This window comes from Halobacillus massiliensis (genome assembly GCF_900166625.1).
GTDB classification, from domain to species: Bacteria; Bacillota; Bacilli; order Bacillales; family Halobacillaceae; genus Halobacillus_A; species Halobacillus_A massiliensis.
In genome coordinates this window covers 2,311,395-2,336,861 of record NZ_LT800499.1, presented here as the reverse complement: position 1 = coordinate 2,336,861, position 25,467 = coordinate 2,311,395, and the positions used below count along the sequence as shown (strand labels likewise).

The window sequence follows — 25,467 nt, the reverse complement described above, 5'->3', positions numbered from 1 at the left end:
AAAGGGGATTTAGGTCGTGGATTTTGGAAAAGTGTTAACGGCCATGGTTACACCTTTTGACAGCCATGGAAACATTGACTTCACAAAAACAACTCAGTTAGTGGAGTACTTAATCAACCATGGCACTGATGGTTTAGTCATCGCAGGTACAACAGGAGAGTCACCGACTCTGACTTCAGAAGAAAAAGTTGCGCTTTGGGAGCATGTCGTTCAAACAGTGAACGGCCGCATACCTGTAATTGCGGGCACTGGCAGCAATAATACTAAAGCCTCGATAGAGCTTTCTAAGAAAGCTGTAAAAACGGGGGTGGATGCTGTGATGCTTGTAACCCCTTATTATAACAAACCTAGTCAGCAAGGCTTATATGAGCACTTTAAAACCATTGCTGAATCCATAAATAAACCGGTGATGCTTTATAATATACCTGGTCGATCTGCTGTGAGGATAACGGTTGAAACCATTATCGAGCTTTCTAAAGTTGAAAATATTGTTAGTGTTAAGGAAGCGACAGGAGACCTGGATGCCATAGCCGCTATCATTGAGCATACGGAAGAAGATTTTTCGGTATACAGTGGAGACGATAATTTAACCCTGCCCATTTATGCAATAGGTGGGAGGGGAGTAGTCTCTGTTTCTTCACATATCGCTGGCCTGGAAATGCAAGAAATGCTACGCCTGTTTGATGAAGGAAAAGGTAAGGAAGCAGCACAGCTTCACCGCAGGCTTCTTCCTGTGTTAAAAGGAATGTTTATTGCCCCATCACCGTCACCTGTAAAGGCTGCTTTGCAGATGAAAGGAATCGACACAGGGGGCGTCAGGCTTCCTCTCGTATCTTTAAATCAAGAAGAACGGCAGCTTATTCAAGCCTTAATTGAAACAGAGTAAAAACAGCAAAGCTTTGGCTTTGCTGTTTTTTTAGTCTATCGGGAAGGGCAACCAAGTTTACATATTACGGTCAAATGCAGGGCTGATAGGAAATCACTTGCCTTTAAGAGGAACCCGGTAAGCTGGTTCGTTCTACGCGCTGATCTCAACCGGCTCTTCTCTCTGCAGGAGTCTAACCGTTATTTTCTTATACCTTATAAGTTTTAATAGAGAAAGAGCTATTCCGTTTATCATGTGTAGAGTAAAGCGGCTGGGAAATGACTCGCTTTCCGCGGGGAGCCGATGAGCTAGCTCGTTCCACTCGCGGATCTCATCCTTGCTCTATCTCCCTGCAGGAGTCTCGTCATTTCCCAGCCACTTAACCGTGGGTTGTATAAAACGGAACGCTGTAGTTTCAGTAACCGCTATAAAGGAAATAATCTTTTCTTACTCTGTGTTCCGCTACTCCTAATAAACGCAAAGGGCCAGGGGAAACGACGAGACTCCTATGGGAGGATAGAACAGGGGGAGATCCCGGAAGGCTTTAGCCTGAGGAAGCTCACCGTTCGCCCATGGAAAGCGAGTCTTTCCCCTGGCCCGGTTCTCGTTATTCGGGCAAACGGAACAGGATTATTATTGAGAATCAAAGAAGCCTTTATCGGAGCACAGAACAAGGGTGAGATTCCGGAAGCTTTAGCTTGAGGAAACTCACTGTTTGCCCATGGAAAGCGAGTCGTTTCTCCCGGCCCGATTCACTAAATTAAGAGAACGGAACAGATGGCTCCATTCTTTGAGAATCAAATATGGGAGCAGAGAACAAAAGTTTGTCCATCCCCAGGCCGTTTTTCTCGATTAACGAAAACAGAACCACTGACTTATGAGAAACAATGATGCTACATGGACGTAGAGAACAAAAAGAGTTACCGGTAGAATAAAGAGTTAAAATTAAAAAATTAAACTTTTTTTGAAAATAAGTTCGAAAAGGCTAGAAGCGAAATTTCGTATGTTTCTTTCGTTCTGTCTCATACTAATGAGAAAGCATGGAACATGAAAGGGGTATACACCTATGCCATACATGGATGAAGGTCAAAAACCAGAGGAAAACTCTCCTGATAAGGAAAAAGATAAGTCTTCCATAGTGGAGAAAATTCAAGAACTCGGCCAGTCAAATGTCCCACAGGCGGGAGATTCAAATATTCACGTTCTACCGATCATCGGGCAGGTGGAAGGGCATATGCAGCTGCCAGCACAAAATAAAACTACTAAATACGAACATGTTATTCCCCAATTAATTGCTATTGAACAAAATCCTAAAATCGAGGGTGTCGTTGTGTTGTTAAACACAGTAGGAGGAGACGTAGAAGCAGGACTTGCTATCTCTGAAATGATCGCTTCCTTATCAAAACCAACCGTATCCATTGTATTAGGTGGAGGCCATTCCATAGGTGTTCCTATTGCTGTTTCTGCAAACTATTCATTTATAGCTGAAACGGCAACTATGACGATTCATCCCATTCGATTAAATGGACTTGTAATCGGAGTGCCTCAAACTTTTGAGTACATGGATAAAATGCAGGATCGTGTCGTAAATTTTGTAACAAGACATTCAAATGTTGAAGAAGAAAAATTTAAGAACTTAATGTTTGAAAAAGGCAACCTTACGAGAGATATTGGTACGAATGTTGTCGGCCAGCAGGCCGTTGAATATGGGTTGATTGATGCTGTCGGAGGCGTAAAAGAAGCGATGAGCAAGCTGAATGAAATGATCGATAAAAATAAGGAAAATGATCAGCAGGTGATACAATAATGGATTTCTCTATGATTCATTATACGCCTTTATGTGAACATGACGTATTTCCGATGGATACTTCCACACAGCAGATTGTTTATGAAAAGCATAAAAACGGTCATCTTAAATGTTTAGATCATGGAGGCGGTAAACGGCAAATCCTCCAAGTCGTCTCTACAGATCCCAATGATTTTCTGGATCCATCTTTACAACCAGGACAATGGCTGGACTACTAAGATAGCGTTTCATATGCTATAATTGAGGCAGTTATACACGAAGAGAAGGATGTCGCGGCACTTGCTGGCGACATCCTCTTCTTTTCGCTGTAGGGAGGTGGGCCGTAAGTGGCAAAGAAAAAGAGAAGAAAAAACAAAGCCAATACGAAAAAGCAGTCTCGCTTAAAAGAGCAGATTAAATATGAACTAGTAGGGCTTTTGTTTATATTTATTGCTGTGTTCGGGAGTGGAGCTTCTGTCATAAGTGATGGAGCAATACCGGGGGGATTAGAAAATGTTTGGCAGGTTTTATTTGGGGTCTGGTATTTTATTGCATCTATTTTCTTTCTCATCGTCGGTATTTATTTAATGGTAAAACGAAAGTGGCCTTATTTTTTACATAAACGTCTTATTGGTACCTATATTATACTCACCGGGTTACTTTTATTTACTCATGTACAAGTACTGGCAGATGAGCTGCAGAGCGGAGCCTCTGTATTTGATGAAACTTGGGACCGCTTATCAGGTATGATGCGGGGAGAGCTTCCCGCTACGAGCATTGGAGGGGGCTTTACAGGGGCTTTTTTGCTTATGATTACTTACTATCTGTTTTCAGCGACCGGCTCAGTGATTGTTTCCCTGTTTTTATTTCTAATCGGGTTTCTTTTTATAACCGAGCGCTCATTAGGTCAGGTGCTGGCAGTTGCCGGTGAAAAAATAAAAGAATTGTGGAATAGCAGGAAGGAAAGACCGGCAGTAAAAAAACCTGCTAAACGCAAAAAGGTGATTGAACAAGCTCCGTCACAGCAGCTTGTGGAGACGGCATCTGAAGAGTCTGTCAGCCAGGAAGAAGAATATGAACCAATAATTCAGGATTTCACCGATCAAGCTTATAAAAAACCAGAGAAGCCGGAAAAAAATGAAAAAGATGGATCGGCTGATGAACAGGCACTCGATAAAACGATGACGACTGCAGAATTGGAAAATCCGGATTATAAACTTCCTGGATTTGAGCTATTGGCTGAACCGACTTCAAGTCCTCAAAGCCAGGGCAGATCCCATATTCAGGCAACGGTTAAGAAGCTTGAGAGAACATTCCAAAGCTTTGGCGTAAAAGCTAAAGTTACGAAAGTCCACGTAGGACCGTCAGTAACCAAATATGAGGTTTATCCTGATATCGGAGTTAAAGTCAGCAAAATTGTCAATTTGAATGATGATTTAGCTCTTGCACTTGCAGCGAAAGATATTCGAATTGAGGCACCAATTCCCGGCAAATCAGCTGTAGGAATTGAAGTTCCAAACCAGGAAATTTCAATGGTATCTTTAAGGGAAGTTTTAGAAACGGGGAAGGCCCATCCAGAGGCAAAATTAAACTTTGCTTTAGGCCGTGATATTTCCGGTGAAGCTGTTATGGCAGAGCTGAACCGTATGCCTCACCTGCTTGTTGCAGGTGCTACCGGTAGCGGGAAGAGTGTTTGTATTAACGGAATAATTACAAGTATCCTTATGCGGGCAAAACCCCATGAAGTAAAAATGATGATGATCGATCCAAAAAAAGTAGAGCTTAATGTTTATAACGGGATTCCTCATCTGCTCGCACCCGTTGTTACAGATCCGAAAAAAGCTTCGAAAGCGTTGATGAAAGTCGTATCTGAGATGGAACGCCGTTACGATCTATTTTCAGATTCAGGCACGAGAAATATAGAAGGTTATAACGAATATATTAAGAAACACAACCGTGAAAACGGAGATGATCAGCCGTTTCTACCATATATCGTTGTGTTAGTAGATGAGCTGGCAGACTTAATGATGGTTGCATCCAATGATGTGGAAGACGCAATTACGCGTTTAGCGCAGATGGCTCGTGCGGCAGGTATTCATTTAATAATTGCCACCCAGCGTCCATCTGTTGACGTAATTACAGGAGTCATTAAAGCTAACATTCCTTCCCGTATAGCGTTCAGCGTATCTTCCCAGACTGATTCGAGAACTATCCTTGATACAGGGGGAGCAGAAAAGCTGCTAGGACGAGGTGATATGCTGTTTACACCGGTAGGTTCAAATAAACCGACACGGGTACAGGGCGCATTTTTATCTGATGATGAAGTAGAACGTGTCGTTAATTTCTGTATAGAGCAGCAAAAGGCCCAGTATCAGGAGGAAATGATTCCTGATGAAGAAAGTGAAGAAAAGAAAGAAGTGGATGATGATCTCTATCCTGAAGCCGTGCAAATGGTCATAGAGATGCAGAGCGCCAGTGTATCTATGATACAGCGTCGTTTCAGAGTAGGTTACACGCGTGCAGCTCGTTTAATTGATGCGATGGAAGATAATGGTATAGTCGGACCGTATGAAGGGAGCAAACCGCGTCAGGTTCTTGTATCACAAGCGGTCGAAGAAAGCTAAATATAGTAAAAAGTCCTGGAGTGATCTTCAGGACTTTATTTTATTTCAAGCCTGTTTGCTAACTTTAAGATACTATAGAATAATTTAATAATTCTGAGTTATCAAATATGTGATAGTATTCTTTAAAAATACTATAATTCTATTTATTTATTAGAAAAATAGTGGTATATTTATCTCGAATGTGATGTGTTATACGTCAGATGTCTGATCTCAGACCCTTAAAGGGTATAGAATTTGGAGTGAGAGAGTTATGTCTATTAGACAAGATACTCGTCATTTGTACTTGCAAGTGATCGAACAAATAAAACGGGACATTGACGCGGGAGTTTATTTAGAAAAGGAGAAACTGCCTTCTGAGTTCCAGCTGTCAAAATCACTGGGTGTTTCCCGAGCAACTTTGCGGGAAGCTTTAAGAATTCTTGAAGAAGAAGGAATTGTAACAAGAAGACACGGTGTAGGTACATTTGTTAATCCTAAGCCGGTTTTCTCATCAGGTATAGAAGAACTGGATAGTGTCACAGGAATGATTCAGAAATCGGGAATGATTCCAGGATCTCAGTATTTATCCGCAGAATTAATAGAACCTACGGAAGATGAACGCAGACGTTTTTCTCCCTATCCCCTACATAGACTTGCACGAGTGGAGCGGGTGAGAACGGCAGATCACCAGCCTGTTGTTTATTGTAAGGACCGTATTCCTGAAGGGCTGATTCCAATTGAACAAATAAGGGAGGCAGACTCTCTTTTCAGTGTAATAGAGAAGTTCACTGGCAAGAAGATTGGATATGCTGTAACAGACATCGAACCGATTGGTTATCATGAAAGAATTTCCCCAATATTAAATTGTGAACCAGACCAGGCACTTTTGCTGCTTAAGCAAATGCATTACACAAAAGAAGATGAGCCTGTACTGCTGTCCTCTAATTATTTCCGGGCAGATAAATTTAGTTTCCACGTCTTAAGAAAAAGAGTGTAAGAAAGAATTTACATCCTCAAATTTTTTAGGAGGTGGTGCTTTTTTTGAGGAGAAAATTCAAAATTTTTTGTCTCTTTTAATTTTCGCATGACTTAACAATTTTAGGGGGTAAGGTTCTTGAAAAATCGTCGTTTTCTCATGGTTCTGGCATTACTATTATCAATCGGTTTTGTATTAGCTGCTTGCGGATCTTCCGACGAAGGCGAAGCTACAGAAAGTGGCGGTGAAGGGGGAGAAAGCAGCTCTGAAGATTTCTCAGCTGCTATGGTTACAGATGTGGGCGGTGTGGATGACAAATCGTTTAACCAGTCAGCTTGGGAAGGACTAAAGGCTTTCGGTGAAGAAAACGGACTTACTGAAGGGGAAGGTTTTGATTACGCCCAGTCTGATAGTGAGGGTGATTATACGACGAACCTGAGCCGTCTCGTTCGTCAGGATTATAATCTAATTTATGGAATTGGTTATCTGCTTCAGCCCGCTCTTGAAGAGGTTGCTGCACAGTATCCGGACACCCAGTTCGGTTTAGTAGACTCTGTGGCTGAAGGAGATAATATTGTAAGCATTACTTTTAAAGAGCATGAAGGTTCCTTTCTTGCAGGAGTAGCTGCTGCCCTTAAAACAGAGACAAAGAAAGTTGGATTTATCGGCGGTGAAGATGGAGATTTGATTAACAAATTCGAATCTGGGTTTGTTGCCGGAGTGAAGTCAGTTGATCCGGAAATTCAAGTAGACGTCCAGTATGCAGAAAGCTTTGCTGCTGCAGACAAAGGAAAACTGATTGCCTCAAATATGTATAACAATGATATTGATGTTATTTATCATGCTTCTGGAGCCACGGGAAACGGAGTATTCGCTCAAGCGAAAGACATTAAACAGAACAATCCAGATGCAAACGTATGGGTTATCGGTGTTGATCGCGATCAACATGAAGAAGGTGCAATCGGGGACCATAATGTCACTCTTACTTCTATGGTAAAACGTGTAGATGTTGCTGTGAATGATGTAGCAACTGAAACAATGAATGGGAATTTTCCTGGAGGAGAAGTAAAAGAATACGGTCTTGATGACGATGCTATCTCCATTGCTACCACAAATGAAGAGGCAATGACAGAAGACATTGTTTCACAGGTGGAAGAGTGGAAAGGAAAAATTACAAGTGGAGAAATTCAGGTTCCAAGTACTCATGAAGAACTTGAAGAATATGAAAATTCACTTTAAAGAAGAAATCAAGATGTTTGCAGGCTGGCTGTGGAGCCGGCCCTGCAGAATCTTTGAAGATCATCAAATGAAGGGACAATTGGCTCCCCTTTTCATTTGGTGATTTTTTAAGGCATGATCTAGATCGTTTGGAGGATATTTAGACAGGGGGATAGGAGATATGGATTATGTAATTGAAATGAATAATATCCGCAAAGAATTTCCCGGCATCGTTGCAAATGACAATATTACACTCCAGGTTAAAAAAGGAGAAATCCATGCTCTGCTTGGGGAGAATGGGGCAGGGAAGTCCACACTTATGAACGTTTTATTCGGCCTCTATCAGCCGGAAAGAGGCGAGATTCGTGTCAAGGGAGAAAAAGTTAAAATTACTGATCCTAATGTGGCAAACCGCCTGGGGATTGGGATGGTTCACCAGCACTTCATGCTTGTTGATACATTTACAGTTACTGAAAATATCGTATTAGGAAGTGAGCCGCTAAAGGGTATTACCGTAAATATAAAGAAAGCTGAACAAGAAGTGGCAGAGCTTTCAAAAAGGTATGGATTAAATGTAGATCCATCTGCGAAAATCCGTGACATTTCTGTAGGGATGCAGCAGCGTGTAGAAATATTAAAAACCCTTTACAGGGGTGCTGAGATTTTAATTTTTGATGAGCCGACAGCCGTCCTGACACCACAAGAAATAAAAGAACTGACGGGTATTATGAGAAGTCTTGTGAGCGAAGGAAAATCGATTATTTTAATTACCCATAAGCTGAAGGAAATTATGCAGGTTTGTGACCGCTGTACAGTGATACGTAAAGGAACGGGAATTGGTACGGTCAACGTGGAAGAAACAAATCCGGACGAGCTTGCTTCGCTCATGGTTGGCAGAGAAGTCAGCTTTAAGACCGTTAAGACAGAGTCCGTGCCGGGCGACAATTTCCTTAAAATCAAGGAGTTATATGTAAAAGACGCCAGGAACGTGCCGATGGTTAAAGGACTTAATCTGGAGGTTCGGGCTGGAGAAATCGTCGGCATAGCCGGTATTGATGGAAACGGCCAGTCAGAATTAATCGAAGCTATTGCCGGCTTAAGAAAATCAGAGTCGGGATTAATTCAGCTGCGTGAAAAGACACTTACTAATTTAACACCTCGAAAAGTTACGGAGGCAGGAATCTCACATATCCCGCAGGACAGACATAAATACGGCTTAGTTCTCGATTTTCCGGTCGGAGACAATCTCGTGCTGCAAACTTATTACCAGAAGCCTTTTTCAAAAAAAGGCGTCATGAGCTTTAAGAAAATTTATCAAAAAGCTCGTCAGCTGATCAAAGAATATGACGTGCGTACACCTAATGAATTTACTAAAGCACGAGCTCTTTCTGGAGGAAACCAGCAAAAAGCCATCATCGGGAGGGAAATCGACCGTTCTCCTGATCTTCTAATTGCTGCACAGCCAACTAGAGGACTTGATGTTGGGGCCATCGAATTTATTCATAAAAAATTAATCGAAGAACGTGATAAAGGAAGAGCTGTCCTTCTGCTTTCATTCGAACTCGATGAGATTCTAAATTTAAGTGACAGGATTGCAGTTATGTTTGACGGGCAGATTATTGCAGAAGTTAAACCTGAAGAAACGAATGAGCAGCAGCTGGGTCTGCTGATGGCAGGCAATACGGTTGAGAAAGCAGGTGGGGATAAATGACTTCCAGCCGTTTCATTCATGTACTCATACCCATTATATCTGTCTTACTCGGCCTGATTTCAGGCGCAGTAATTATGCTTGCTTTTGGATATAACCCTGTAGCTGGCTATGCCTCACTGTGGGAAGGGGCTTTTGGAGACAGCTACTTTTTTGGAGAAACCATCCGCATGGTAACTCCATATATCCTTTCAGGGCTGGCCGTTGCTTTTGCACTGAGGACAGGACTTTTAAATATCGGAGTAGAAGGCCAAGTATTTGTCGGTTGGCTGGCTTCTGTTTGGATCGGTACAGCCTTTGAGCTGCCGATGATTTTTCATTTGCCGCTTGCTTTAGCAGCTGCAGCTGCAGCTGGTGCTGCATGGGGGTTTATACCTGGTATCTTGAAAGCGAAACTAGGTGTTCATGAAGTTATCGTTACAATTATGATGAACTATATTGCTTTGTATACAACTAATGCAATTGTTCGCCACGTCCTCACGGAAGGGGAAGACCAGACAGAGAGAATTGCTGAAACAGCCTCGCTGGCATCTCCGTGGTTATCCGAAGTGACGTTGTTTTCAAGAATGCACTATGGAATATTAGTATCTTTAATTATGGCCTTAATCATGTGGTTTATTTTAAATAAGACGGCTCGGGGCTTCGAACTCCGTTCAGTCGGATATAATCCATTTGCCTCAAGCTATGCAGGAATGAGTGTCAGCAGGAACATCGTGCTGGCCATGATGATTTCTGGAGGATTTGCCGGCTTAGCCGGGGCTATGGAAGGTCTGGGGACATTTGGATATTTGGCAACAAAGACTGGGTTTACGAATATTGGATTTGAAGGCATTGCAGTGGCACTCCTTGGAGCCAACACAGCTATTGGGGTTGTTCTGGCTGCCTTCCTGTTTGGAATCTTAAAGAACGGTGCTCTTAATATGCCAACAGGTGCAGGTGTACCAACTGAACTAGTTGAGATTGTTATTGCTCTCATCATTTTCTTTGTGGCTTCCAGCTATATGATTCGCTGGTTTATTCTGCGGATAAAAAAGGAGGGGAAATAAATGAACATTATTGATCTTCTTGGAAATATTATACCGCAGGCTTTGTTTTTTGCTTCCCCTCTCATCTTGACAGCTCTGGGTGGTGTCCTGAGCGAAAGGTCGGGTATCATTAACATAGGCCTTGAAGGTCTGATGGTTATGGGAGCTTTTGTTGGTATTGTTTTTAATTTAATCTTTGCCGATATGTTCGGCTCTTACACACCTTGGTTGTCTATATTAGCAGCAATGATCATATCCGCAGTATTTGCTTTGTTTCACGCCGTGGCTTCGATCACCTTTCGAGCCGATCAGGTTGTCAGCGGTGTGGCTATTAATTTCCTTGCACTCGGTATTGGTTTGTTTTTAACAAAGCAATGGTATGATAAAGGACAGACGGATATGGTTAATCAGCCGTTCTATACGACAGATGTATGGCTATTAAGTGAGATACCTGTCCTTGGGAAATTGTTTTTTACAAACATGTATTTAACCTCGTATATGGCGATCATATTAGCTTTTGTCGTATGGTATGTATTGTTTAAAACCCCATTTGGTCTTAGACTTCGATCAGTCGGCGAGCACCCGATGGCCGCTGACACAAATGGTATTAATGTTTATGGAATGCGATATGTGGCCGTCATGCTTTCCGGGGCATTAGGGGGCCTAGGGGGCTCGGTATTCGCCTTGACGATTGCCATGAATTTCTCTCAGTCGACAATTGTAGGTCAGGGATTTATGGCACTGGCAGCTGTTATTTTCGGCAAGTGGCATCCCCTTGGAGCGATGGGGGCAGCAATTTTCTTTGGATTCGCCCAGAGTTTAAGTGTCGTCAGCTCTGGTATTCCCCTGCTTGCGGATGTACCGCAGGTTTTCTTGTTAATTGCTCCTTATGTATTAACTATTCTTGCACTCGCCGGATTTATTGGAAGGGCGGAGGCTCCAAAATCTCTAGGGACTCCTTATATTAAAGGAAACCGCTAAAAGTAAAGGCCGGAGACCCCGGCCTTTTATTCAGGAGGTTTAGTCTTCAGTTATATTTCCCTTCTGTAATAGAAAAAGTTATTCAATAAGAGTAAAGCCCGGGGATAAGCGGGCTTTACTTTTTACTTTTTGCTTGCTATCCCTTAGCATTAGAATTAACCTTTGTAAGCATGAAACATAGATAGGTGTGCATAATAGATAAGGTATAAGAGGAGGATGATTTTATGAAAATATCAAATGAAACCATTTATAATGAAAATGGATACAGACTACATATTTTACCAAGTAAAAAGTATAAAACCGTATCCATCGTAGCAAAAATGAAAGCTCCGCTTAAACGCGAAGAAATTACAGAACGTGCGCTTCTGCCGCATGTGCTTCAAAAAGCAACAAACAGGTATCCAGAAACCCGAGTGCTGCAATCCGCTTTAGAAAACTTATATGGTACCGGGTTTTCAAGCGATGGAACAAAAAAAGGCGAGAATCATATTTTGTCATTTAGGATGGAAGTCGTGAATGAGGCTTATCTGTCTGATCAGGAGCCTATTTTTGAAAACGCGCTTGAAATCTTCAGTGACATTTTGTTTCGTCCAAAAGCAGATCAAAATGCTTTTGATGAAAAAATTGTAAACAGGGAAAAGCAGACACTAGAGCAGAAAATTACATCCATTAAAGATGACAAAATGAGCTATGCGAATATGAGGCTGATCGACCATATGTGTAAAGGTGAGCCATATGCTCTTCATGTCCATGGTTACTTGGAGGATTTTAAAAACATCTCATCAAAAAGCCTGTATGAATATTATCAGAGGATGATTAATCGTGATCAGCTGGATGTTTATATTATAGGCGACATTGATGAGAATGAAATTAAGCCATTGGCTGACAAATATTTTTCGAGAAATGCGGATAATGAAAGTGAAAGCGGTGCTGTTACTGAGGTTAAATCTGCTGATGGAAAAGTCAATGAAGTGATTGAAAGAGAAGATGTTAACCAGGGCAAGCTTCATATCGGATATCGAACGAATATTACTTTTGGCGAAAATGATTATTTTGCTCTGCAGGTGTTTAACGGATTGTTTGGCGGTTTTCCTAGCTCCAAATTATTTATGAATGTCCGGGAAAAGCACAGTCTGGCCTATTATGCGGCCTCTCGTTTTGAAAGCCATAAAGGTCTCTTGCTTGTGTTCAGCGGAATTGACCCTAAAGATTATGATAAGGCTAAAACCATAATTCTTGAACAAATGGAAGCTATGGAAAAAGGCGATTTTACAGAGGAAGACGTGGAAAGCTCTAAAGAGCAGGTAGTCAATCAGCTGCAGGAAACGATGGATCACGCCAGTGGTTTAATTGAAGTCCTGTATCACCAAATGCTTTCAGGCACGGATATTTCGGCTGAAGAAATCCTAAATAACGTGCGTCAGGTAACGAAAGAAGATGTAGTGAAAGTAGCTGAAAAGATTGAGCTTGACACGGTTTACTTCTTAACAAGCCAAGAGGGAGGGGAATTGTAATGGAAGAATTAGTGTACCAGCAGTTAAATGAGAAAGTATATAAAGAAAAAATGGATAACGGTCTGCAGGTGTTCCTGCTGTCAAAACCAGAAATGGCTAAAACGTATGGAATTTTTACGACGAACTATGGATCGATTGACCAGACGTTTACGCCGATTGGTAAGGATAAAGAAATTACTGTTCCAGAAGGCATTGCTCATTTTCTGGAACACAAGCTGTTTGAAAAAGAGGACCGTGATGTATTTCAGGATTTTACAAAGCTCGGAGCTTCTGCAAATGCCTTCACATCATTTACTAAAACGGCTTATTTATTTTCAGCGACGAGCCATATCGAGAAAAATGTGAACACATTGATTGATTTTGTTCAGGATCCATTCTTTTCAAAAGAAAGCGTGGAAAAAGAAAAAGGCATTATCGGTCAAGAGATTCGTATGTATGATGACCAGCCGGACTGGAGAGCTTTCTTTGGTACGATTCAAAGCCTTTATGAAAAGCATCCGGTTAAAGTAGATATTGCCGGCACGGTTGAGTCGATCCAGGAGATTACAAAAGATGATCTGTATACGTGTTATGAAACGTTTTATCATCCATCCAATATGGTGCTTTTTATTGCTGGAAATTTTGAACCGGAAAGTATGATGAAACTCATCAGGGACAATCAGAGTAGGAAAACCTTTAAAGCTGCTCCTGAAATCAAGCGCTCCTATCCTGATGAGTCGGCCGCAGCAGCTAAAGCGGAAGATTCTATTACGATGCCCGTAACCACAGCTAAGACTATGGTTGGGGTGAAGGAAGACGTATCCTCGCTCACTGGAGAAGAGCTCCTTCGCTCTGAACTCCTTTCCGGGATGATCCTGGACTTTTACTTTTCTAAAAGCGGGGAATATTATGAAGAGCTGTATAATGCAGATCTTATTGACGACAGTTTTCAGTTTGAAACGGAGCTTGACCGGCAGTTTGGTTTTACAATCATAGGCGGAGACTCAAGAAAACCGGATGAGCTGGCCAAACGTATAAAAGATATCCTGCATACTTTAAAAGAAAAGAAAATTTCCAAAGAGGATTTCACCCGTATGAAGCGTAAGAAGATCGGTCAGTTTATGAGAGCGTTAAATTCAATGGAGTTTATTGCTAATCAATTTACTCACTATCATACGCTGGGTGTCGATCTATTTGATGTGCTGCCTGTCATTGAGTCTTTAACAGCAGAGGAAGCAGATCAGTATGTGGAAAACTGGATTAAAGAAGAACGAATAACCGTCTTCCAGGTAAAACCACAGGCAAATGAGTAAGAAATGTTTAATCGTTGGAGGGAGCGGAGACATTGGTTTCTCGACAGCAAAGCTGCTGGCTGAAAAAGGTGTTGATGTTGCCCTTCAATATTTTTCTAATAAAGAAAATGCAGAACGTTTAAAGCAGCACATTCCAAAAGAACGTTGGATAGGTGCCTATTATGGAGATCTTTCCACAATGGCAGGGATTCAACAATTCATCCATTCTCTGCCGGAAGAGTGGGATATGCTCGTCTTCACTCCTGGTAATCACATTATGAGTCTGCATCAGGAGGTTTCAGAAGAAGTTATGGACAAGCTTTATTTTGTTCATATTAAATCTCTCTGGATGATAACAAAACAGCTTCTTCCTTCCATGATTCGCCGTAAGACGGGATCGATTGCTGTTGTTTCTTCTGTGTGGGGCGAAGAAGGGGCCAGCCTTGAAGCGGTTTATAGCTCGGTAAAAGGAGCCCAAATCAGTTTTGTGAAAGCATTAGCTAAGGAAACAGGACCAAGCGGCATACGAGTGAATGCGGTGACACCCGGTTTTATTGACACCCCGATGAATGATATTGTTTCAACCAGCGATAAAGCAATGATTGCTGAAGATATTCCACTCGGACGACTCGGTTTAAGCCGGGAAGTTGCCGAAGCTGTATTCTACCTGCTCGGTGATTCTTCAAGCTACGTGACTGGACATGTATTAAAAGTTAATGGTGGATGGTACTAATTCCGTGTATATTATCTTTTCGATCGCTCATACTAAGGTTGATTAAAAATTCCTTAGGAGGTTGACATCATGTCCGTATTAGAAAATTTTGATTCATGGAAAGATTTCCTTGGAGATCGTCTGCATCAGGCCCAAGGTCAAGGTATGGATGAAAGAGCAGTGAATGAATTAGCATACGAAATCGGTGGATACTTAGCGACAGAAGTAGATGCTAAAAATGGTCAGGAAGCCGTTTTAAGAGAGCTTTGGAATGTTGCAGATGAAAAAGAACAGCACGCCATTGCTAACATGATGGTTAAACTTGTTCAAAACGAAGGCAACCAGCCAAGCTAAAAGATAAAAAACCGTACAGATTTTTAAGCTGTACGGTTTTTTATTCCTTATTAATCTGTTTGCAGACTTTTCTAATGAAGTAAAATCATTTATGATATAAAGAGAGTTTGGTATTTTGTAAACTTCGACATTTTCTGCCTGAGGAGATGGGTTATGGAAAAGAAAGAATGGTATTTAGAATATGAGATACAGTATAACCGTCCTGGACTCCTTGGTGATATTTCTTCACTCTTAGGAATGATGGCTATTAATATTGTTACGATTAACGGAGTGGAGAACTCTCATCGCGGCATGCTTCTCCTTTGTAAAAGCGAAGATCAAATTATTCGGCTTCGTTCTATTTTAAATACAATGGATACAATAAAAGTGACAAAACTTCGCAGGCCAAAGCTTCGCGACCGTTTAGCTGTTCGTCATGGCCGATATATACATAGCGATGTGGATGATAAAAAGACTTTTCGTTTTAATAGGGAAGACCTGGGACTTCTCGTCGACTTTATGGCTGAACTATTTATGAAAGAAGGCCATAAATTGATTGGAATCCGGGGAATGCCGCGAGTTGGAAAGACAGAATCGGTAGTGGCTTCAAGTGTCTGTGCAAATAAAAAATGGCTGTTTGTTTCAAGCACCCTCCTAAAACAGACAGTAAGAAATCAACTGATTGAAGAAGAATACAATGAAGATTATTTGTATATCATAGACGGCATCGTTTCGGCTAAAAGAGCGAGTGAGAAGCACTGGCAGCTTGTTCGTGAAATTATGAGACTTCCAGCAACAAAAGTGATTGAGCATCCAGATATATTTGTACAGGAAACAGAATATAAAATGAGCGATTTCGATTATATTATAGAGCTTAGAAATAATGATGCCGAAGTCATTACGTATGAGCCGGTGGAAAAGCAAAAGATGCCGAACGACGGATTTTCAATGTTTGATTTTTAATAATGGATGGTGTTAGTAATGGAAATAGGGGCACGCCTGCAAGAGGCGAGAGAAGCGAAGCAGCTGTCGCTTGAAGAAGTCCAGGAGAGGACAAAGATCCAAAAGCGTTATCTCCAGGCTATCGAAAAAAATGATTTCAGCATCCTGCCTGGTAAATTTTATACCCGTGCGTTTATACGGGAATATGCTTCTGCTGTAGGTTTGGATCCCGAGCAGGTCATGGAGGAACATAAATCAGAACTGCCATCGACAGAGGAAGAGCAGTCTATTACATACAGCCGTGTCCAGCGTACTAAAAACGAAGGATACAGCAGTACAAGAATGAACAGTGGCGGTTTTTCAAAAACATTCCCAACAATAGTAACGGTTGCTCTGATTGTTGGAGGCCTGTTTGTCGCCTGGTTTTTTATAATGCAGATTGCTGAACCGGACAGCGGAACGACGGGTAATCAAAGTGAGGATCAAGTCGAAGGTTCTTTCGGAAGCTCTGATGAAGAATCTTCAAGCGGCAATGGCCAATCAGAAGAAGAGGGAGGAGATTCTGCTTCCGATGGCTCTGACAACGAAGCTGCGCAGGAAGAGACGGAAGAAGAATCACAAATGGAGATTTCCTTAGCGGAAACAGGGTCTGGCGGTTTTCCAGAACATACGTATGAAATTTCCGGCGCTAAAGATCGTGAACTGAAGATAGAATTTGAAGGAGAAACTTATCTGGAGGTCGAAAGCCCTAAAGATGGCGAAGCTATAGCAGATCCAAGAATCTATTCTTCAGCGGATGAGGCAATTATTGAGGATATTAGTGACCAGGAAGAAGTTTATGTGCTTACTGGGTCTGTGCCGGGACTGAAAGTATACATTAATGATGAAGAAATTGAATTTCCGACAGATAACTTAACACAAAAGCTTTTAATTAAATTTGAGGAATAAATGATTAAGCTGTCCTTTATTGTGGTAAGGACAGCTTTAAATATGTGAATAAAGGAAGTGCATTACGAATGAATCTACCTAATAAAATTACACTATCAAGAATTGCGTTAATTCCCGTCTTTATCATTTTAATGAGTGTGCCATTTGAATGGGGAACCCTTAGAATGGGAGAAGAAGAACTTCCAGTCTCTCATCTGGCCGGTGCTGTGCTTTTTATTCTAGCTTCCACAACTGATTGGATTGATGGCTATATTGCCCGAAAGTATAATCTTGTTACAAATCTAGGGAAATTCCTTGATCCGCTGGCAGATAAGCTGCTCGTAAGTGCTGCTTTAATTTTACTCGTAGAAATCGGGCTGGCACCTGCGTGGATAGTTATTGCTATTATCAGCCGCGAATTTGCCGTGACCGGCCTGCGTCTCGTCGCTGCTGGTGAGGGCAGTGTGCTGGCAGCCAGTCAGATGGGAAAGCTTAAAACATGGATTCAGATTGTGTCTATCTCCCTGCTGCTGCTTCACAATTGGCCGTTCGCTTATATCGGGTTTCCAATGGGAACTATCAGTTTATATGCAGCACTAATTATTACGGTTTATTCAGGATATGATTATTTCGCTAAAAACTGGCATGTAATGAGGGATTCAAAATGAAATCGGAGATCATAGGGGTAGGAACTGAACTTTTACTTGGACAAATTGCCAATACGAATGCACAGTGGATATCAAAGGAACTGGCCCACTATGGTATTTCCGTTTACTTTCACAGTGCTGTTGGTGATAACATCGATCGTGTGGAAAAAACATTTGAGCAAGCAGCTGATAGGTCTGATATAGTTTTTGTTACTGGAGGACTCGGTCCGACCGAAGATGACTTAACAAGAGATGCAGCGAGCCGCCTGTTTCAAGCAGAACTGATAGAAGACATACAATCATTGGCAAACATTGAAGGCTATTTTGCTAAAAACAATCGCAGAATGACAGAAAACAACCGCAAGCAGGCTCTTGTGCTAAATGGAGGACGGGTGCTGGCGAACGAAGAAGGAATGGCCCCTGGGCAGCTGTATCATTATAAGGATACTTTATTTGTATTTTTGCCGGGAGTACCGTCCGAAATGAAGCGGCTGATGACAGAGCAGGTTTTTCCATACCTTGTTCATAATTATCAGCTCGAGTCAGAAATCAAGTCTGAAATGCTCCGTTTTATTGGAATTGGTGAATCCCAGCTTGAACATGATTTGCAGGACTTGATCAGCAGTCAAAGCAATCCGACGATCGCTCCATTAGCCGGTGAAGGAGATGTAGCCATCCGTTTAACAGCATCAGGAGCGAATGCTGCTGAATTGCTCGCCTCCTTAAAAACGGAAATTCTCGAACGAGTCGGAGCCCACTATTTTGGCAGTGACAGCATTACAATTGAAGAAGCGGTACAAGATATTTTAGTACAAAAAGGTTTAAAAGCAGGAGCAGCTGAAAGCTTAACCGGGGGGAAATTCATTGAGAAGCTGATTTCTTTAAAAGGAGCTTCCGCAGTATGTGAAGGCGGGTTTGTTGTATATACTCCTGATGCCAAAAAGTCGATCCTTCAGGTTCCAGCAGATATTATTGACAGCTATGGCACAGTTAGTGAGCAGTGTGCCGCAAAGATGGCGGAAAATGCCCAGAAACTGCTTAATATTGATATTGCCATAAGCTTTACAGGGGTAGCTGGCCCTACAGAAAGTGAAGGACATCAACCCGGCCTTGTTTATATAGGGTTAAAAGCTAAAGACGCTCCAGCCTCTGTTTCCCGTTATTATTTTGATGGAAGCAGGGATAAAATAAGGGGCCGCGCAGTAGTCAAAGGTTATGAACTACTGTTTCATTATTTGAAAAAAATAATTTGACGAACCAGGCAGCTATAATTTTTTAATTTCCAGCCTTTGAATCTTCTAAAATTGTGATCGGATTGAAATGAAAAAAGGGAACATTTATTCGCTTTTTGGTTGGCAAATCGATGAAAAAGAGTTATGATAGATATAGAAATCCGGAAAGGGGAATTATTTTGAGTGATCGTAAACAAGCCCTAGATATGGCGTTAAGACAAATTGAAAAACAGTTCGGTAAAGGTTCCATCATGAAGCTGGGAGAACAGGCTGAACAACGAATAAGCACGGTTTCCAGTGGATCGCTCGCCCTTGATGTAGCACTTGGTGTTGGTGGATATCCAAGAGGAAGAATTGTTGAAATATATGGACCGGAATCTTCCGGTAAAACAACTGTAGCACTGCATGCGATTGCAGAAGCACAGCGACAAGGCGGACAGGCTGCTTTTATTGATGCAGAACACGCGCTCGATCCGGTCTACGCAAGAGCACTCGGTGTGGACATCGAAGAGCTTCTGCTATCCCAGCCGGATACAGGCGAACAGGCGCTCGAAATTGCAGAAGCTTTAGTGCGAAGCGGTGCTGTCGATATGGTTGTCATCGACTCAGTAGCTGCTTTAGTGCCAAAAGCTGAAATCGAAGGTGAGATGGGAGATTCTCACGTGGGTCTGCAGGCGCGTTTAATGTCTCAGGCGCTAAGAAAGCTGTCCGGAGCGATAAATAAGTCGAAGACAACGGCGATCTTTATTAACCAGATTCGTGAAAAAGTAGGGGTTATGTTTGGTAACCCTGAAACAACTCCTGGTGGACGTGCGCTTAAATTCTATTCATCAGTCCGACTGGAAGTACGCCGTGCAGAAACACTTAAGCAGGGAGACGAAATGGTAGGAAATAAAACCCGCCTGAAAGTTGTAAAAAACAAAGTGGCGCCACCGTTTAAGAAAGCGGAAGTAGACATTATGTATGGACAGGGGATTTCCAAAGAAGGAGAGCTTCTTGACATTGGTTCTGATTTAGATATCATTCAGAAGAGCGGCTCATGGTACTCTTATAATGATGAACGTATGGGACAGGGCCGTGAGAATGCGAAGCAGTTCCTGAAAGAGAATGAGGATGTATATGAAGAAATCAAAGGGCTGGTACGTGCTCACTACGAAATGGACGGACCACCTGTAGAAGACTCTAAAGAAGATAATCAGGAAACCCTGGATGTTTAATAAAATTTGAAAACAGGTCTGTTAATTATGCAGACCTGTTTTTTTCTCAGTACTTAAATTCACAGACTTTTCTAAATTTTTCGTGTAAGCTAAGAAGGAATATGACGATTCCTTGACATTACTTGCTGTCAAGCATAAAATGAATGTGTATCATTTTCATATTTATCCCTTTTATTCTAATGTAATGAAACTGAAAATGAATCGTTTGTACATGCCGACAAACGGACCAAGTTTATAGCAAGAGGAGGTGAAACAATGGATATGTTATCCATCATCTTCATTTTGCTTGCCCTTATCATCGGTTCTGTTGTTGGTTATCTTATTCGGAAGTCTATTGCGGAAGCCAAGATTTCAAGCGCAGAAGAGCTTGCCAGGCAGATTGTAGAAGAAGGCCGTCGTAATGCAGACTCTGCCAAAAAGGAAGCTCTATTAGAGGCGAAAGAAGATAATCAAAGATTTCGTCAGGAAGCTGAGAACGAAATTCGTGAGCGCCGCTTGGAACTGCAAAAAACTGAAAATCGTTTAACTCAGAAAGAAGAGAATCTTGATCGTAAGAGTGGAACGCTTGATCAACGTGATTTATCACTCGAGAAGAAAGAGGGGACTCTTGCCGAAAGACAACAACAAATTGAAGAAATGGAAAGCAAAGTGAATGCAATGCTTCAAAAGCAGGAAGCAGAACTTGAACGCATCTCCGGCTTAACAGCGGACCAGGCAAAACAAGTAATACTTGAACGCGTGGAACAGGAAGTTTCTCACGAGGCAGCCTTAATGGTCAAAGAAGCTGAAAACCGAGCTAGAGAAGAAGCGGATAAAAAGGCGAAAAACATTCTCTCTCTTGCTCTTCAACGGTGTGCCGCAGATCATGTGGCAGAAACTACTGTTTCTGTCGTCAACCTGCCAAACGATGAAATGAAAGGACGTATTATCGGTCGTGAAGGTCGAAATATCCGTACTTTGGAAACACTCACGGGTATTGACTTAATCATCGATGATACTCCGGAAGCGGTCATATTATCTGGATTTGATCCAATCCGGAGGGAAATCGCCCGTTTAGCACTGGAGAAATTGGTCCAGGATGGCCGTATTCACCCGGCTCGCATTGAAGAAATGGTAGACAAGTCTCGTCGTGAGGTCGATGACTACATTCGTGAAGTCGGGGAAGAAACGACCTTTGAAATTGGAGTGCATAGTCTTCATCCAGACCTTGTTAAAATCCTTGGTCGTTTGAAATATCGTACAAGTTACGGTCAGAATGTACTGAAGCACTCTACTGAAGTAGCTTACTTGTCCGGACTTTTAGCAGCTGAACTTGGTGAAGATGAAACAATGGCCCGTCGTGCCGGTTTACTTCACGATATTGGTAAAGCGATTGACCATGAAGTAGAAGGTAGTCATGTTGAGATTGGAAAAGAATTAGCGACGAAATATAAAGAGCATGAAATTGTCGTCAATGCAATTGCTTCCCACCATGGTGACGAAGAACCTACTTCTGTGTTCGCCGTTATCGTTGCTGCAGCTGATGCTTTATCGGCAGCACGTCCTGGAGCTAGAAGTGAAACACTGGAAAATTATATCAAGCGTTTAGAAAAGCTTGAAGAAATCTCGGAATCTTACGAAGGTGTTGAGAAATCCTTCGCTATCCAGGCTGGACGTGAAGTTCGAATTATCGTCCGACCTGATGAAATCGATGATCTGGCAGCAACCAGCTTAGCTAGAGATATTCGAAACCGTATTGAAGGGGAGCTCGAATACCCTGGCCACATTAAAGTTACGGTAATTCGTGAAACACGTTCAGTTGAATATGCCAAGTAAGAAATGAAGCGGTCTGACAAGATCGCTTCATTTTCTGTTTAGTCCTATGATGATGGAGGGAATGGAAGAATGAGGATTTTATTTATTGGAGATGTAGTAGGATCCCCCGGCAGAGATATGGTAGATGAATATCTGCCAAAATTAAAACAAAAATATCAGCCGGCCGTTACAATAGTTAACGGTGAAAACTCAGCAGCAGGGAAAGGTATTAACGAAAAAATTTATCGCAGATTTTTAGAGAAAGGTGCTCAAGCTGTGACGCTTGGGAATCATGCTTGGGATAAGAAAGAGATTTTTGATTTTATCGATAACGCTGAGTATCTTGTTCGTCCGGCCAATTACCCGGAAGGCACTCCTGGAAAGGGAATTACCTATGTAAAAACACCTAAAGGAGAAGTCGCTGTAATTAATCTTCAAGGGCGTACTTTTCTAGCGCCTAATGATGATCCGTTCCGTAAAGCAGATGAATTGATTGAAGAAGCGAGAAAGAGAACTTCCATTATATTTATAGACTTTCACGCTGAAACGACGAGTGAGAAACAGGCCATGGGTTGGTATGTAGATGGAAGGGTAAGCGTTACCGTTGGCACACATACCCATGTTCAGACAGCGGATGAACGAATTTTGCCGGAAGGAACAGCCTACATCTCTGACGCAGGAATGACAGGCCCATACGACGGAATTTTAGGAATGGAAAGAGAAGCAGTGATGAAACGATTTTTAACTAATTTACCCGTCCGCTTTGAAGTGCCTAAAGAGGGAAGGAATCAGCTGAGCGGTGTATTGCTCGACATTGATGATAGTACAGGAAAAGCCCGTAAAATTCAGCGAATTCAAATTAATGATGATCATCCTTTCTTCTCGTGATTATTTGAATTTTTTGAAAACTTCCTGCATAATGAAAAGGGAATATTCTACATCTCCAAGAATATAGTGGTTATGGAACAACTATAGTGAATGAAGGAGGAGCTAGTAATGGAAGTATTAAAAGTATCAGCTAAATCCGTACCTAATTCAGTAGCAGGAGCTCTGGCAAACGTAGTAAGAGAACGGGGAAAAGCAGAAATACAAGCCATTGGAGCTGGCGCTTTAAATCAAGCCGTAAAAGCCGTTGCTATTGCCCGCGGTTTTGTTGCGCCTAGTGGAATAGACCTTATATGCATACCAGCTTTTACTGACATTATGATTGATGAGGAGGAAAGGACAGCAATTAAGCTGATTATTGAACCTCGTTAAATTTTTTTCAAATAAATAAAAACCTGCCGTATTCTTTCATTGCAAGGATGCGGTTTTTTTTATGTTCAATTGTATTTTTACAGTGGACAACTACACTTGCGAATTATTTATCGCATGATAAAATGTGCTTATACAAGGATATTTCTTTGTGATGTTTGGAAGGGGTGTTCACTGTGAACGGAAATATGAAAGCGTTGGTTAAACATCACCGCGGACCTGGTGCGGAACTGAAGGAAGTTCCTATTCCACAAATCAACGAAGACGAAGTGCTTATTAAAGTGAAAGCTACATCCATCTGCGGAACGGATGTACATATATATAATTGGGACGAATGGTCAGCAAGCCGTGTTCATCCGCCTTATGTTTTTGGACATGAATTTTCCGGAGAGGTAGTAGAAACAGGGGAAAAAGTATCTAACTATCAGCCTGGAGATTACGTCAGCGCCGAAACTCATTTAATATGTGGCCACTGTCCTCAGTGTCTCATCGGCCAATACCATATTTGTGAAAATACTAAAATTATCGGTGTTGATACACAAGGCTGCTTCGCTGAATATGTTGCTTTGCCTGCCTCTAATCTATGGAAAAACCCCTCAGATATGCCATCCGATATTGCATCAATTCAGGAGCCCATGGGGAATGCTGTTCATACCGTTTTAAACGGGGACGTTGCCGGTAAGTCAGTAGCTGTCATAGGCTGTGGACCGATCGGACTAATGGCGGTTGGTGTAGCGAAAGCAGCCGGGGCCTCTGAAGTGATCGCGATAGATTTAAATCCCTATCGTTTAGAGCTTGCTAAAGAGATGGGCGCTTCCTTAACGATCCATGCAGGGGAACAGGATCCTGTAGAAGAGGCGAGACGTCAGACGAACGGTCACGGGGTTGAGGTCATTTGTGAAATGAGCGGCCATCCTGTTGCTATGGATCAAGGCTTCAAAATGGTGACCAACGGAGGAAGAGTCTCTATTCTCAGCCTTCCTGCCAAGCCAGTAACGCTCGATGTCACGAACGATATCGTTTTTAAAGGTGTGACTGTGCAAGGCATTACAGGTCGAAAGATGTATGAAACATGGCAGCAGGTCTCAAGGCTGCTCCATTCTGGACAGGTTGATGTCAGACCACTGATTACACATCATTTATCGCTTGAAGAGTTTGAAGAAGGCTTCCAGTTAATGAACGAAGGAAAATGCGGTAAAGTAGTATTACACCCATAAATTTGCAAGTTGAAATCAAAAGGAGGAGTTGCTGATGAAAGGTTTTGAGTATTTACAGGATCAATTAGATGATATGAAAAATGAAGGTACATTCCGTACGCTTATTCCTCTCGAATCAAAGCAGGGATCAAAAGTGCAGATTAAAGGGAAAGAAGTCATCCAGTTGTCTTCTAATAATTATTTAGGATTAACCTCCCATCCTAAAATGGTGGAAGCAGCCGAGAAGGCGAATCAAGAGTACGGTGTAGGAACAGGTTCTGTCCGCACTATTGCAGGTACTCTGCAGATGCATGAAGATTTTGAAAAGAAACTTGCAAAATTTAAGCATACAGAAGCAGCTCTAGTGTTCCAATCCGGCTTCACAACCAACCAGGGAATTTTATCTTCGATTTTAACAGAGCAGGATGTCGTCATTTCCGATGAATTAAACCATGCGTCTATTATCGATGGTATCCGTTTAACGAAAGCGGCCCGTAAGATTTACAAGCATGTGGATATGGAGTCTTTAGAACAGGCATTAAAAGAGAGCTCAGACTATCGTACAAAGCTGATCGTAACGGATGGTGTCTTTTCGATGGATGGAAATATTGCACCGCTTCCTGAAATAGTAGAACTAGCTGAAAAGTACGGAGCTTTAGTTATGGTCGATGACGCTCATGCCAGCGGTGTACTTGGAGAGAATGGCCGCGGAACAGTAAACCACTTTGGTCTTGATGGCCGTGTCCATATTCAGGTAGGTACTTTGAGTAAAGCCATTGGAGTGCTTGGCGGCTATGTTGCAAGTACTCAGACATTAAGAGAATACTTAATTCATAAAGGCCGTCCGTTTCTATTCAGTACTTCACATCCTCCTGCAGTTACGGCAGCGAATGATGCAGCAATCGATGTCCTGCTGGAGGAACCAGAGCTGATTGATAAGCTTTGGGGTAATACGAAGTTTTTTAAAGATGGTTTGAAGAAGCTCGGCTTCAATACGGGAATCAGCGAAACTCCTGTGACCCCTGTTATGATTGGGGATGACGCCTTGACTCATAAGTTTTCCGATGAGCTATTTGAAGAGGGGATTTTTGCACAAGGGATTGTCTTCCCGACGGTTCAGCGCGGAAAAGGAAGAATTCGTACGATCGTTACGGCTGAACATTCAAAAGAAGAGCTTCAGGATGCTTTAAATGCTTTTGAAAAAGTAGGTAAAAAACTGAACATTATCTAATTCTTTTAAAGCCGCAATGTTTTTATTGCGGCTTT

Annotated in this window: 23 protein-coding genes; all 23 read left to right on the top strand. The window is 42.0% G+C overall.

Annotation, left to right across the window (positions count from 1 at the left end):
- Positions 1-16 precede the first annotated feature (16 nt).
- The 23 genes from dapA (at position 17) to B7E06_RS11530 (ending at position 25,432) form a co-directional block, all read left to right on the top strand.
- On the top strand, positions 17-886 hold the full coding sequence (gene dapA, locus B7E06_RS11645; RefSeq protein WP_179134045.1) for a 4-hydroxy-tetrahydrodipicolinate synthase: 870 nt from the start codon (positions 17-19) through the stop codon (positions 884-886).
- Between the two features lie 1,054 nt (positions 887-1,940).
- Positions 1,941-2,672 carry a ClpP family protease gene (locus B7E06_RS11635; protein ID WP_082235993.1) on the top strand — a complete coding sequence of 244 codons (732 nt, stop codon included), beginning with the start codon at positions 1,941-1,943 and terminating at the stop codon, positions 2,670-2,672.
- Positions 2,672-2,890, top strand: a complete 219-nt coding sequence (locus B7E06_RS11630) for a YlzJ-like family protein (protein ID WP_245807724.1) — start codon at positions 2,672-2,674, stop codon at positions 2,888-2,890. The genes B7E06_RS11635 and B7E06_RS11630 overlap by 1 nt, the downstream gene beginning before the upstream one ends.
- Positions 2,891-2,998: 108 nt before the next feature.
- Entirely contained in the window at positions 2,999-5,275 is a 2,277-nt protein-coding gene (locus B7E06_RS11625) for a DNA translocase FtsK (RefSeq protein ID WP_082234143.1), read from the top strand.
- A gap of 250 nt (positions 5,276-5,525) precedes the next feature.
- Complete coding sequence (locus tag B7E06_RS11620) at positions 5,526-6,251, top strand: GntR family transcriptional regulator (RefSeq protein ID WP_082234142.1); 726 nt, start codon at positions 5,526-5,528, stop codon at positions 6,249-6,251.
- Between the two features lie 117 nt (positions 6,252-6,368).
- Positions 6,369-7,469: a BMP family lipoprotein gene (locus tag B7E06_RS11615; protein ID WP_082234141.1), complete on the top strand. Its 1,101-nt coding sequence runs from the start codon at positions 6,369-6,371 to the stop codon at positions 7,467-7,469.
- Between the two features lie 160 nt (positions 7,470-7,629).
- Complete coding sequence (locus B7E06_RS11610) at positions 7,630-9,159, top strand: ABC transporter ATP-binding protein (protein ID WP_082234140.1); 1,530 nt, start codon at positions 7,630-7,632, stop codon at positions 9,157-9,159.
- Positions 9,156-10,202 (top strand): ABC transporter permease, encoded by a 1,047-nt coding sequence (locus B7E06_RS11605; RefSeq protein ID WP_082234139.1) that lies wholly within the window; start codon positions 9,156-9,158, stop codon positions 10,200-10,202. Before B7E06_RS11610 ends, B7E06_RS11605 begins: the two co-directional genes overlap by 4 nt.
- Positions 10,203-11,162, top strand: a complete 960-nt coding sequence (locus tag B7E06_RS11600) for an ABC transporter permease (RefSeq protein ID WP_179134044.1) — start codon at positions 10,203-10,205, stop codon at positions 11,160-11,162.
- A 224-nt stretch (positions 11,163-11,386) separates the two neighbouring features.
- Positions 11,387-12,676 carry an EF-P 5-aminopentanol modification-associated protein YfmF gene (gene yfmF, locus B7E06_RS11595; RefSeq protein ID WP_082234138.1) on the top strand — a complete coding sequence of 430 codons (1,290 nt, stop codon included), beginning with the start codon at positions 11,387-11,389 and terminating at the stop codon, positions 12,674-12,676.
- Positions 12,676-13,968, top strand: coding sequence for an EF-P 5-aminopentanol modification-associated protein YfmH (yfmH, locus tag B7E06_RS11590; protein WP_082234137.1), 1,293 nt, complete (start codon positions 12,676-12,678; stop codon positions 13,966-13,968). Before yfmF ends, yfmH begins: the two co-directional genes overlap by 1 nt.
- Complete coding sequence (gene ymfI, locus B7E06_RS11585; RefSeq protein WP_082234136.1) at positions 13,961-14,680, top strand: elongation factor P 5-aminopentanone reductase; 720 nt, start codon at positions 13,961-13,963, stop codon at positions 14,678-14,680. The genes yfmH and ymfI overlap by 8 nt, the downstream gene beginning before the upstream one ends.
- A 69-nt stretch (positions 14,681-14,749) precedes the next feature.
- On the top strand, positions 14,750-15,013 hold the full coding sequence (locus tag B7E06_RS11580) for a DUF3243 domain-containing protein (protein ID WP_082234135.1): 264 nt from the start codon (positions 14,750-14,752) through the stop codon (positions 15,011-15,013).
- 153 nt (positions 15,014-15,166) lie between these two features.
- A complete protein-coding gene (locus B7E06_RS11575) occupies positions 15,167-15,955 on the top strand; it encodes a DUF3388 domain-containing protein (protein WP_082234134.1) in 789 nt (262 codons plus the stop codon).
- Between the two features lie 18 nt (positions 15,956-15,973).
- Positions 15,974-16,882, top strand: coding sequence for a helix-turn-helix domain-containing protein (locus B7E06_RS11570; RefSeq protein ID WP_179134043.1), 909 nt, complete (start codon positions 15,974-15,976; stop codon positions 16,880-16,882).
- A 68-nt stretch (positions 16,883-16,950) separates the two neighbouring features.
- Entirely contained in the window at positions 16,951-17,529 is a 579-nt protein-coding gene (gene pgsA, locus B7E06_RS11565) for a CDP-diacylglycerol--glycerol-3-phosphate 3-phosphatidyltransferase (RefSeq protein ID WP_082234132.1), read from the top strand.
- Positions 17,526-18,761 (top strand): competence/damage-inducible protein A, encoded by a 1,236-nt coding sequence (locus tag B7E06_RS11560; protein ID WP_082234131.1) that lies wholly within the window; start codon positions 17,526-17,528, stop codon positions 18,759-18,761. The genes pgsA and B7E06_RS11560 overlap by 4 nt, the downstream gene beginning before the upstream one ends.
- A gap of 158 nt (positions 18,762-18,919) precedes the next feature.
- Entirely contained in the window at positions 18,920-19,957 is a 1,038-nt protein-coding gene (gene recA, locus B7E06_RS11555) for a recombinase RecA (protein WP_082234130.1), read from the top strand.
- Between the two features lie 255 nt (positions 19,958-20,212).
- Positions 20,213-21,772 (top strand): ribonuclease Y, encoded by a 1,560-nt coding sequence (gene rny / locus B7E06_RS11550; protein ID WP_082234129.1) that lies wholly within the window; start codon positions 20,213-20,215, stop codon positions 21,770-21,772.
- Positions 21,773-21,841: 69 nt separating this feature from the next.
- Positions 21,842-22,639, top strand: coding sequence for a TIGR00282 family metallophosphoesterase (locus B7E06_RS11545; RefSeq protein ID WP_082234128.1), 798 nt, complete (start codon positions 21,842-21,844; stop codon positions 22,637-22,639).
- Positions 22,640-22,747: 108 nt separating this feature from the next.
- Positions 22,748-23,008, top strand: a complete 261-nt coding sequence (locus B7E06_RS11540) for a stage V sporulation protein S (protein WP_082234127.1) — start codon at positions 22,748-22,750, stop codon at positions 23,006-23,008.
- 173 nt (positions 23,009-23,181) lie between these two features.
- Positions 23,182-24,222, top strand: a complete 1,041-nt coding sequence (gene tdh / locus B7E06_RS11535) for an L-threonine 3-dehydrogenase (protein WP_179134042.1) — start codon at positions 23,182-23,184, stop codon at positions 24,220-24,222.
- 34 nt (positions 24,223-24,256) lie between these two features.
- A complete protein-coding gene (locus B7E06_RS11530) occupies positions 24,257-25,432 on the top strand; it encodes a glycine C-acetyltransferase (protein ID WP_082234126.1) in 1,176 nt (391 codons plus the stop codon).
- The last annotated feature ends 35 nt before the right edge of the window (positions 25,433-25,467 follow it).

Excerpts from the sequence above, each read along its gene's own strand:
- B7E06_RS11635 (WP_082235993.1), top strand. The coding sequence starts at position 1,941 with ATGGATGAAGGTCAAAAACCAGAGGAAAACTCTCCTGATAAGGAAAAA.
- B7E06_RS11630 (WP_245807724.1), top strand. The coding sequence starts at position 2,672 with ATGGATTTCTCTATGATTCATTATACGCCTTTATGTGAACATGACGTA.
- B7E06_RS11620 (WP_082234142.1), top strand. The coding sequence starts at position 5,526 with ATGTCTATTAGACAAGATACTCGTCATTTGTACTTGCAAGTGATCGAA.
- B7E06_RS11610 (WP_082234140.1), top strand. The coding sequence starts at position 7,630 with ATGGATTATGTAATTGAAATGAATAATATCCGCAAAGAATTTCCCGGC.
- B7E06_RS11605 (WP_082234139.1), top strand. The coding sequence starts at position 9,156 with ATGACTTCCAGCCGTTTCATTCATGTACTCATACCCATTATATCTGTC.
- B7E06_RS11600 (WP_179134044.1), top strand. The coding sequence starts at position 10,203 with ATGAACATTATTGATCTTCTTGGAAATATTATACCGCAGGCTTTGTTT.
- yfmF (WP_082234138.1), top strand. The coding sequence starts at position 11,387 with ATGAAAATATCAAATGAAACCATTTATAATGAAAATGGATACAGACTA.
- yfmH (WP_082234137.1), top strand. The coding sequence starts at position 12,676 with ATGGAAGAATTAGTGTACCAGCAGTTAAATGAGAAAGTATATAAAGAA.
- ymfI (WP_082234136.1), top strand. The coding sequence starts at position 13,961 with ATGAGTAAGAAATGTTTAATCGTTGGAGGGAGCGGAGACATTGGTTTC.
- B7E06_RS11580 (WP_082234135.1), top strand. The coding sequence starts at position 14,750 with ATGTCCGTATTAGAAAATTTTGATTCATGGAAAGATTTCCTTGGAGAT.
- B7E06_RS11575 (WP_082234134.1), top strand. The coding sequence starts at position 15,167 with ATGGAAAAGAAAGAATGGTATTTAGAATATGAGATACAGTATAACCGT.
- B7E06_RS11570 (WP_179134043.1), top strand. The coding sequence starts at position 15,974 with ATGGAAATAGGGGCACGCCTGCAAGAGGCGAGAGAAGCGAAGCAGCTG.
- pgsA (WP_082234132.1), top strand. The coding sequence starts at position 16,951 with ATGAATCTACCTAATAAAATTACACTATCAAGAATTGCGTTAATTCCC.
- B7E06_RS11560 (WP_082234131.1), top strand. The coding sequence starts at position 17,526 with ATGAAATCGGAGATCATAGGGGTAGGAACTGAACTTTTACTTGGACAA.
- rny (WP_082234129.1), top strand. The coding sequence starts at position 20,213 with ATGGATATGTTATCCATCATCTTCATTTTGCTTGCCCTTATCATCGGT.
- B7E06_RS11545 (WP_082234128.1), top strand. The coding sequence starts at position 21,842 with ATGAGGATTTTATTTATTGGAGATGTAGTAGGATCCCCCGGCAGAGAT.
- B7E06_RS11540 (WP_082234127.1), top strand. The coding sequence starts at position 22,748 with ATGGAAGTATTAAAAGTATCAGCTAAATCCGTACCTAATTCAGTAGCA.
- B7E06_RS11530 (WP_082234126.1), top strand. The coding sequence starts at position 24,257 with ATGAAAGGTTTTGAGTATTTACAGGATCAATTAGATGATATGAAAAAT.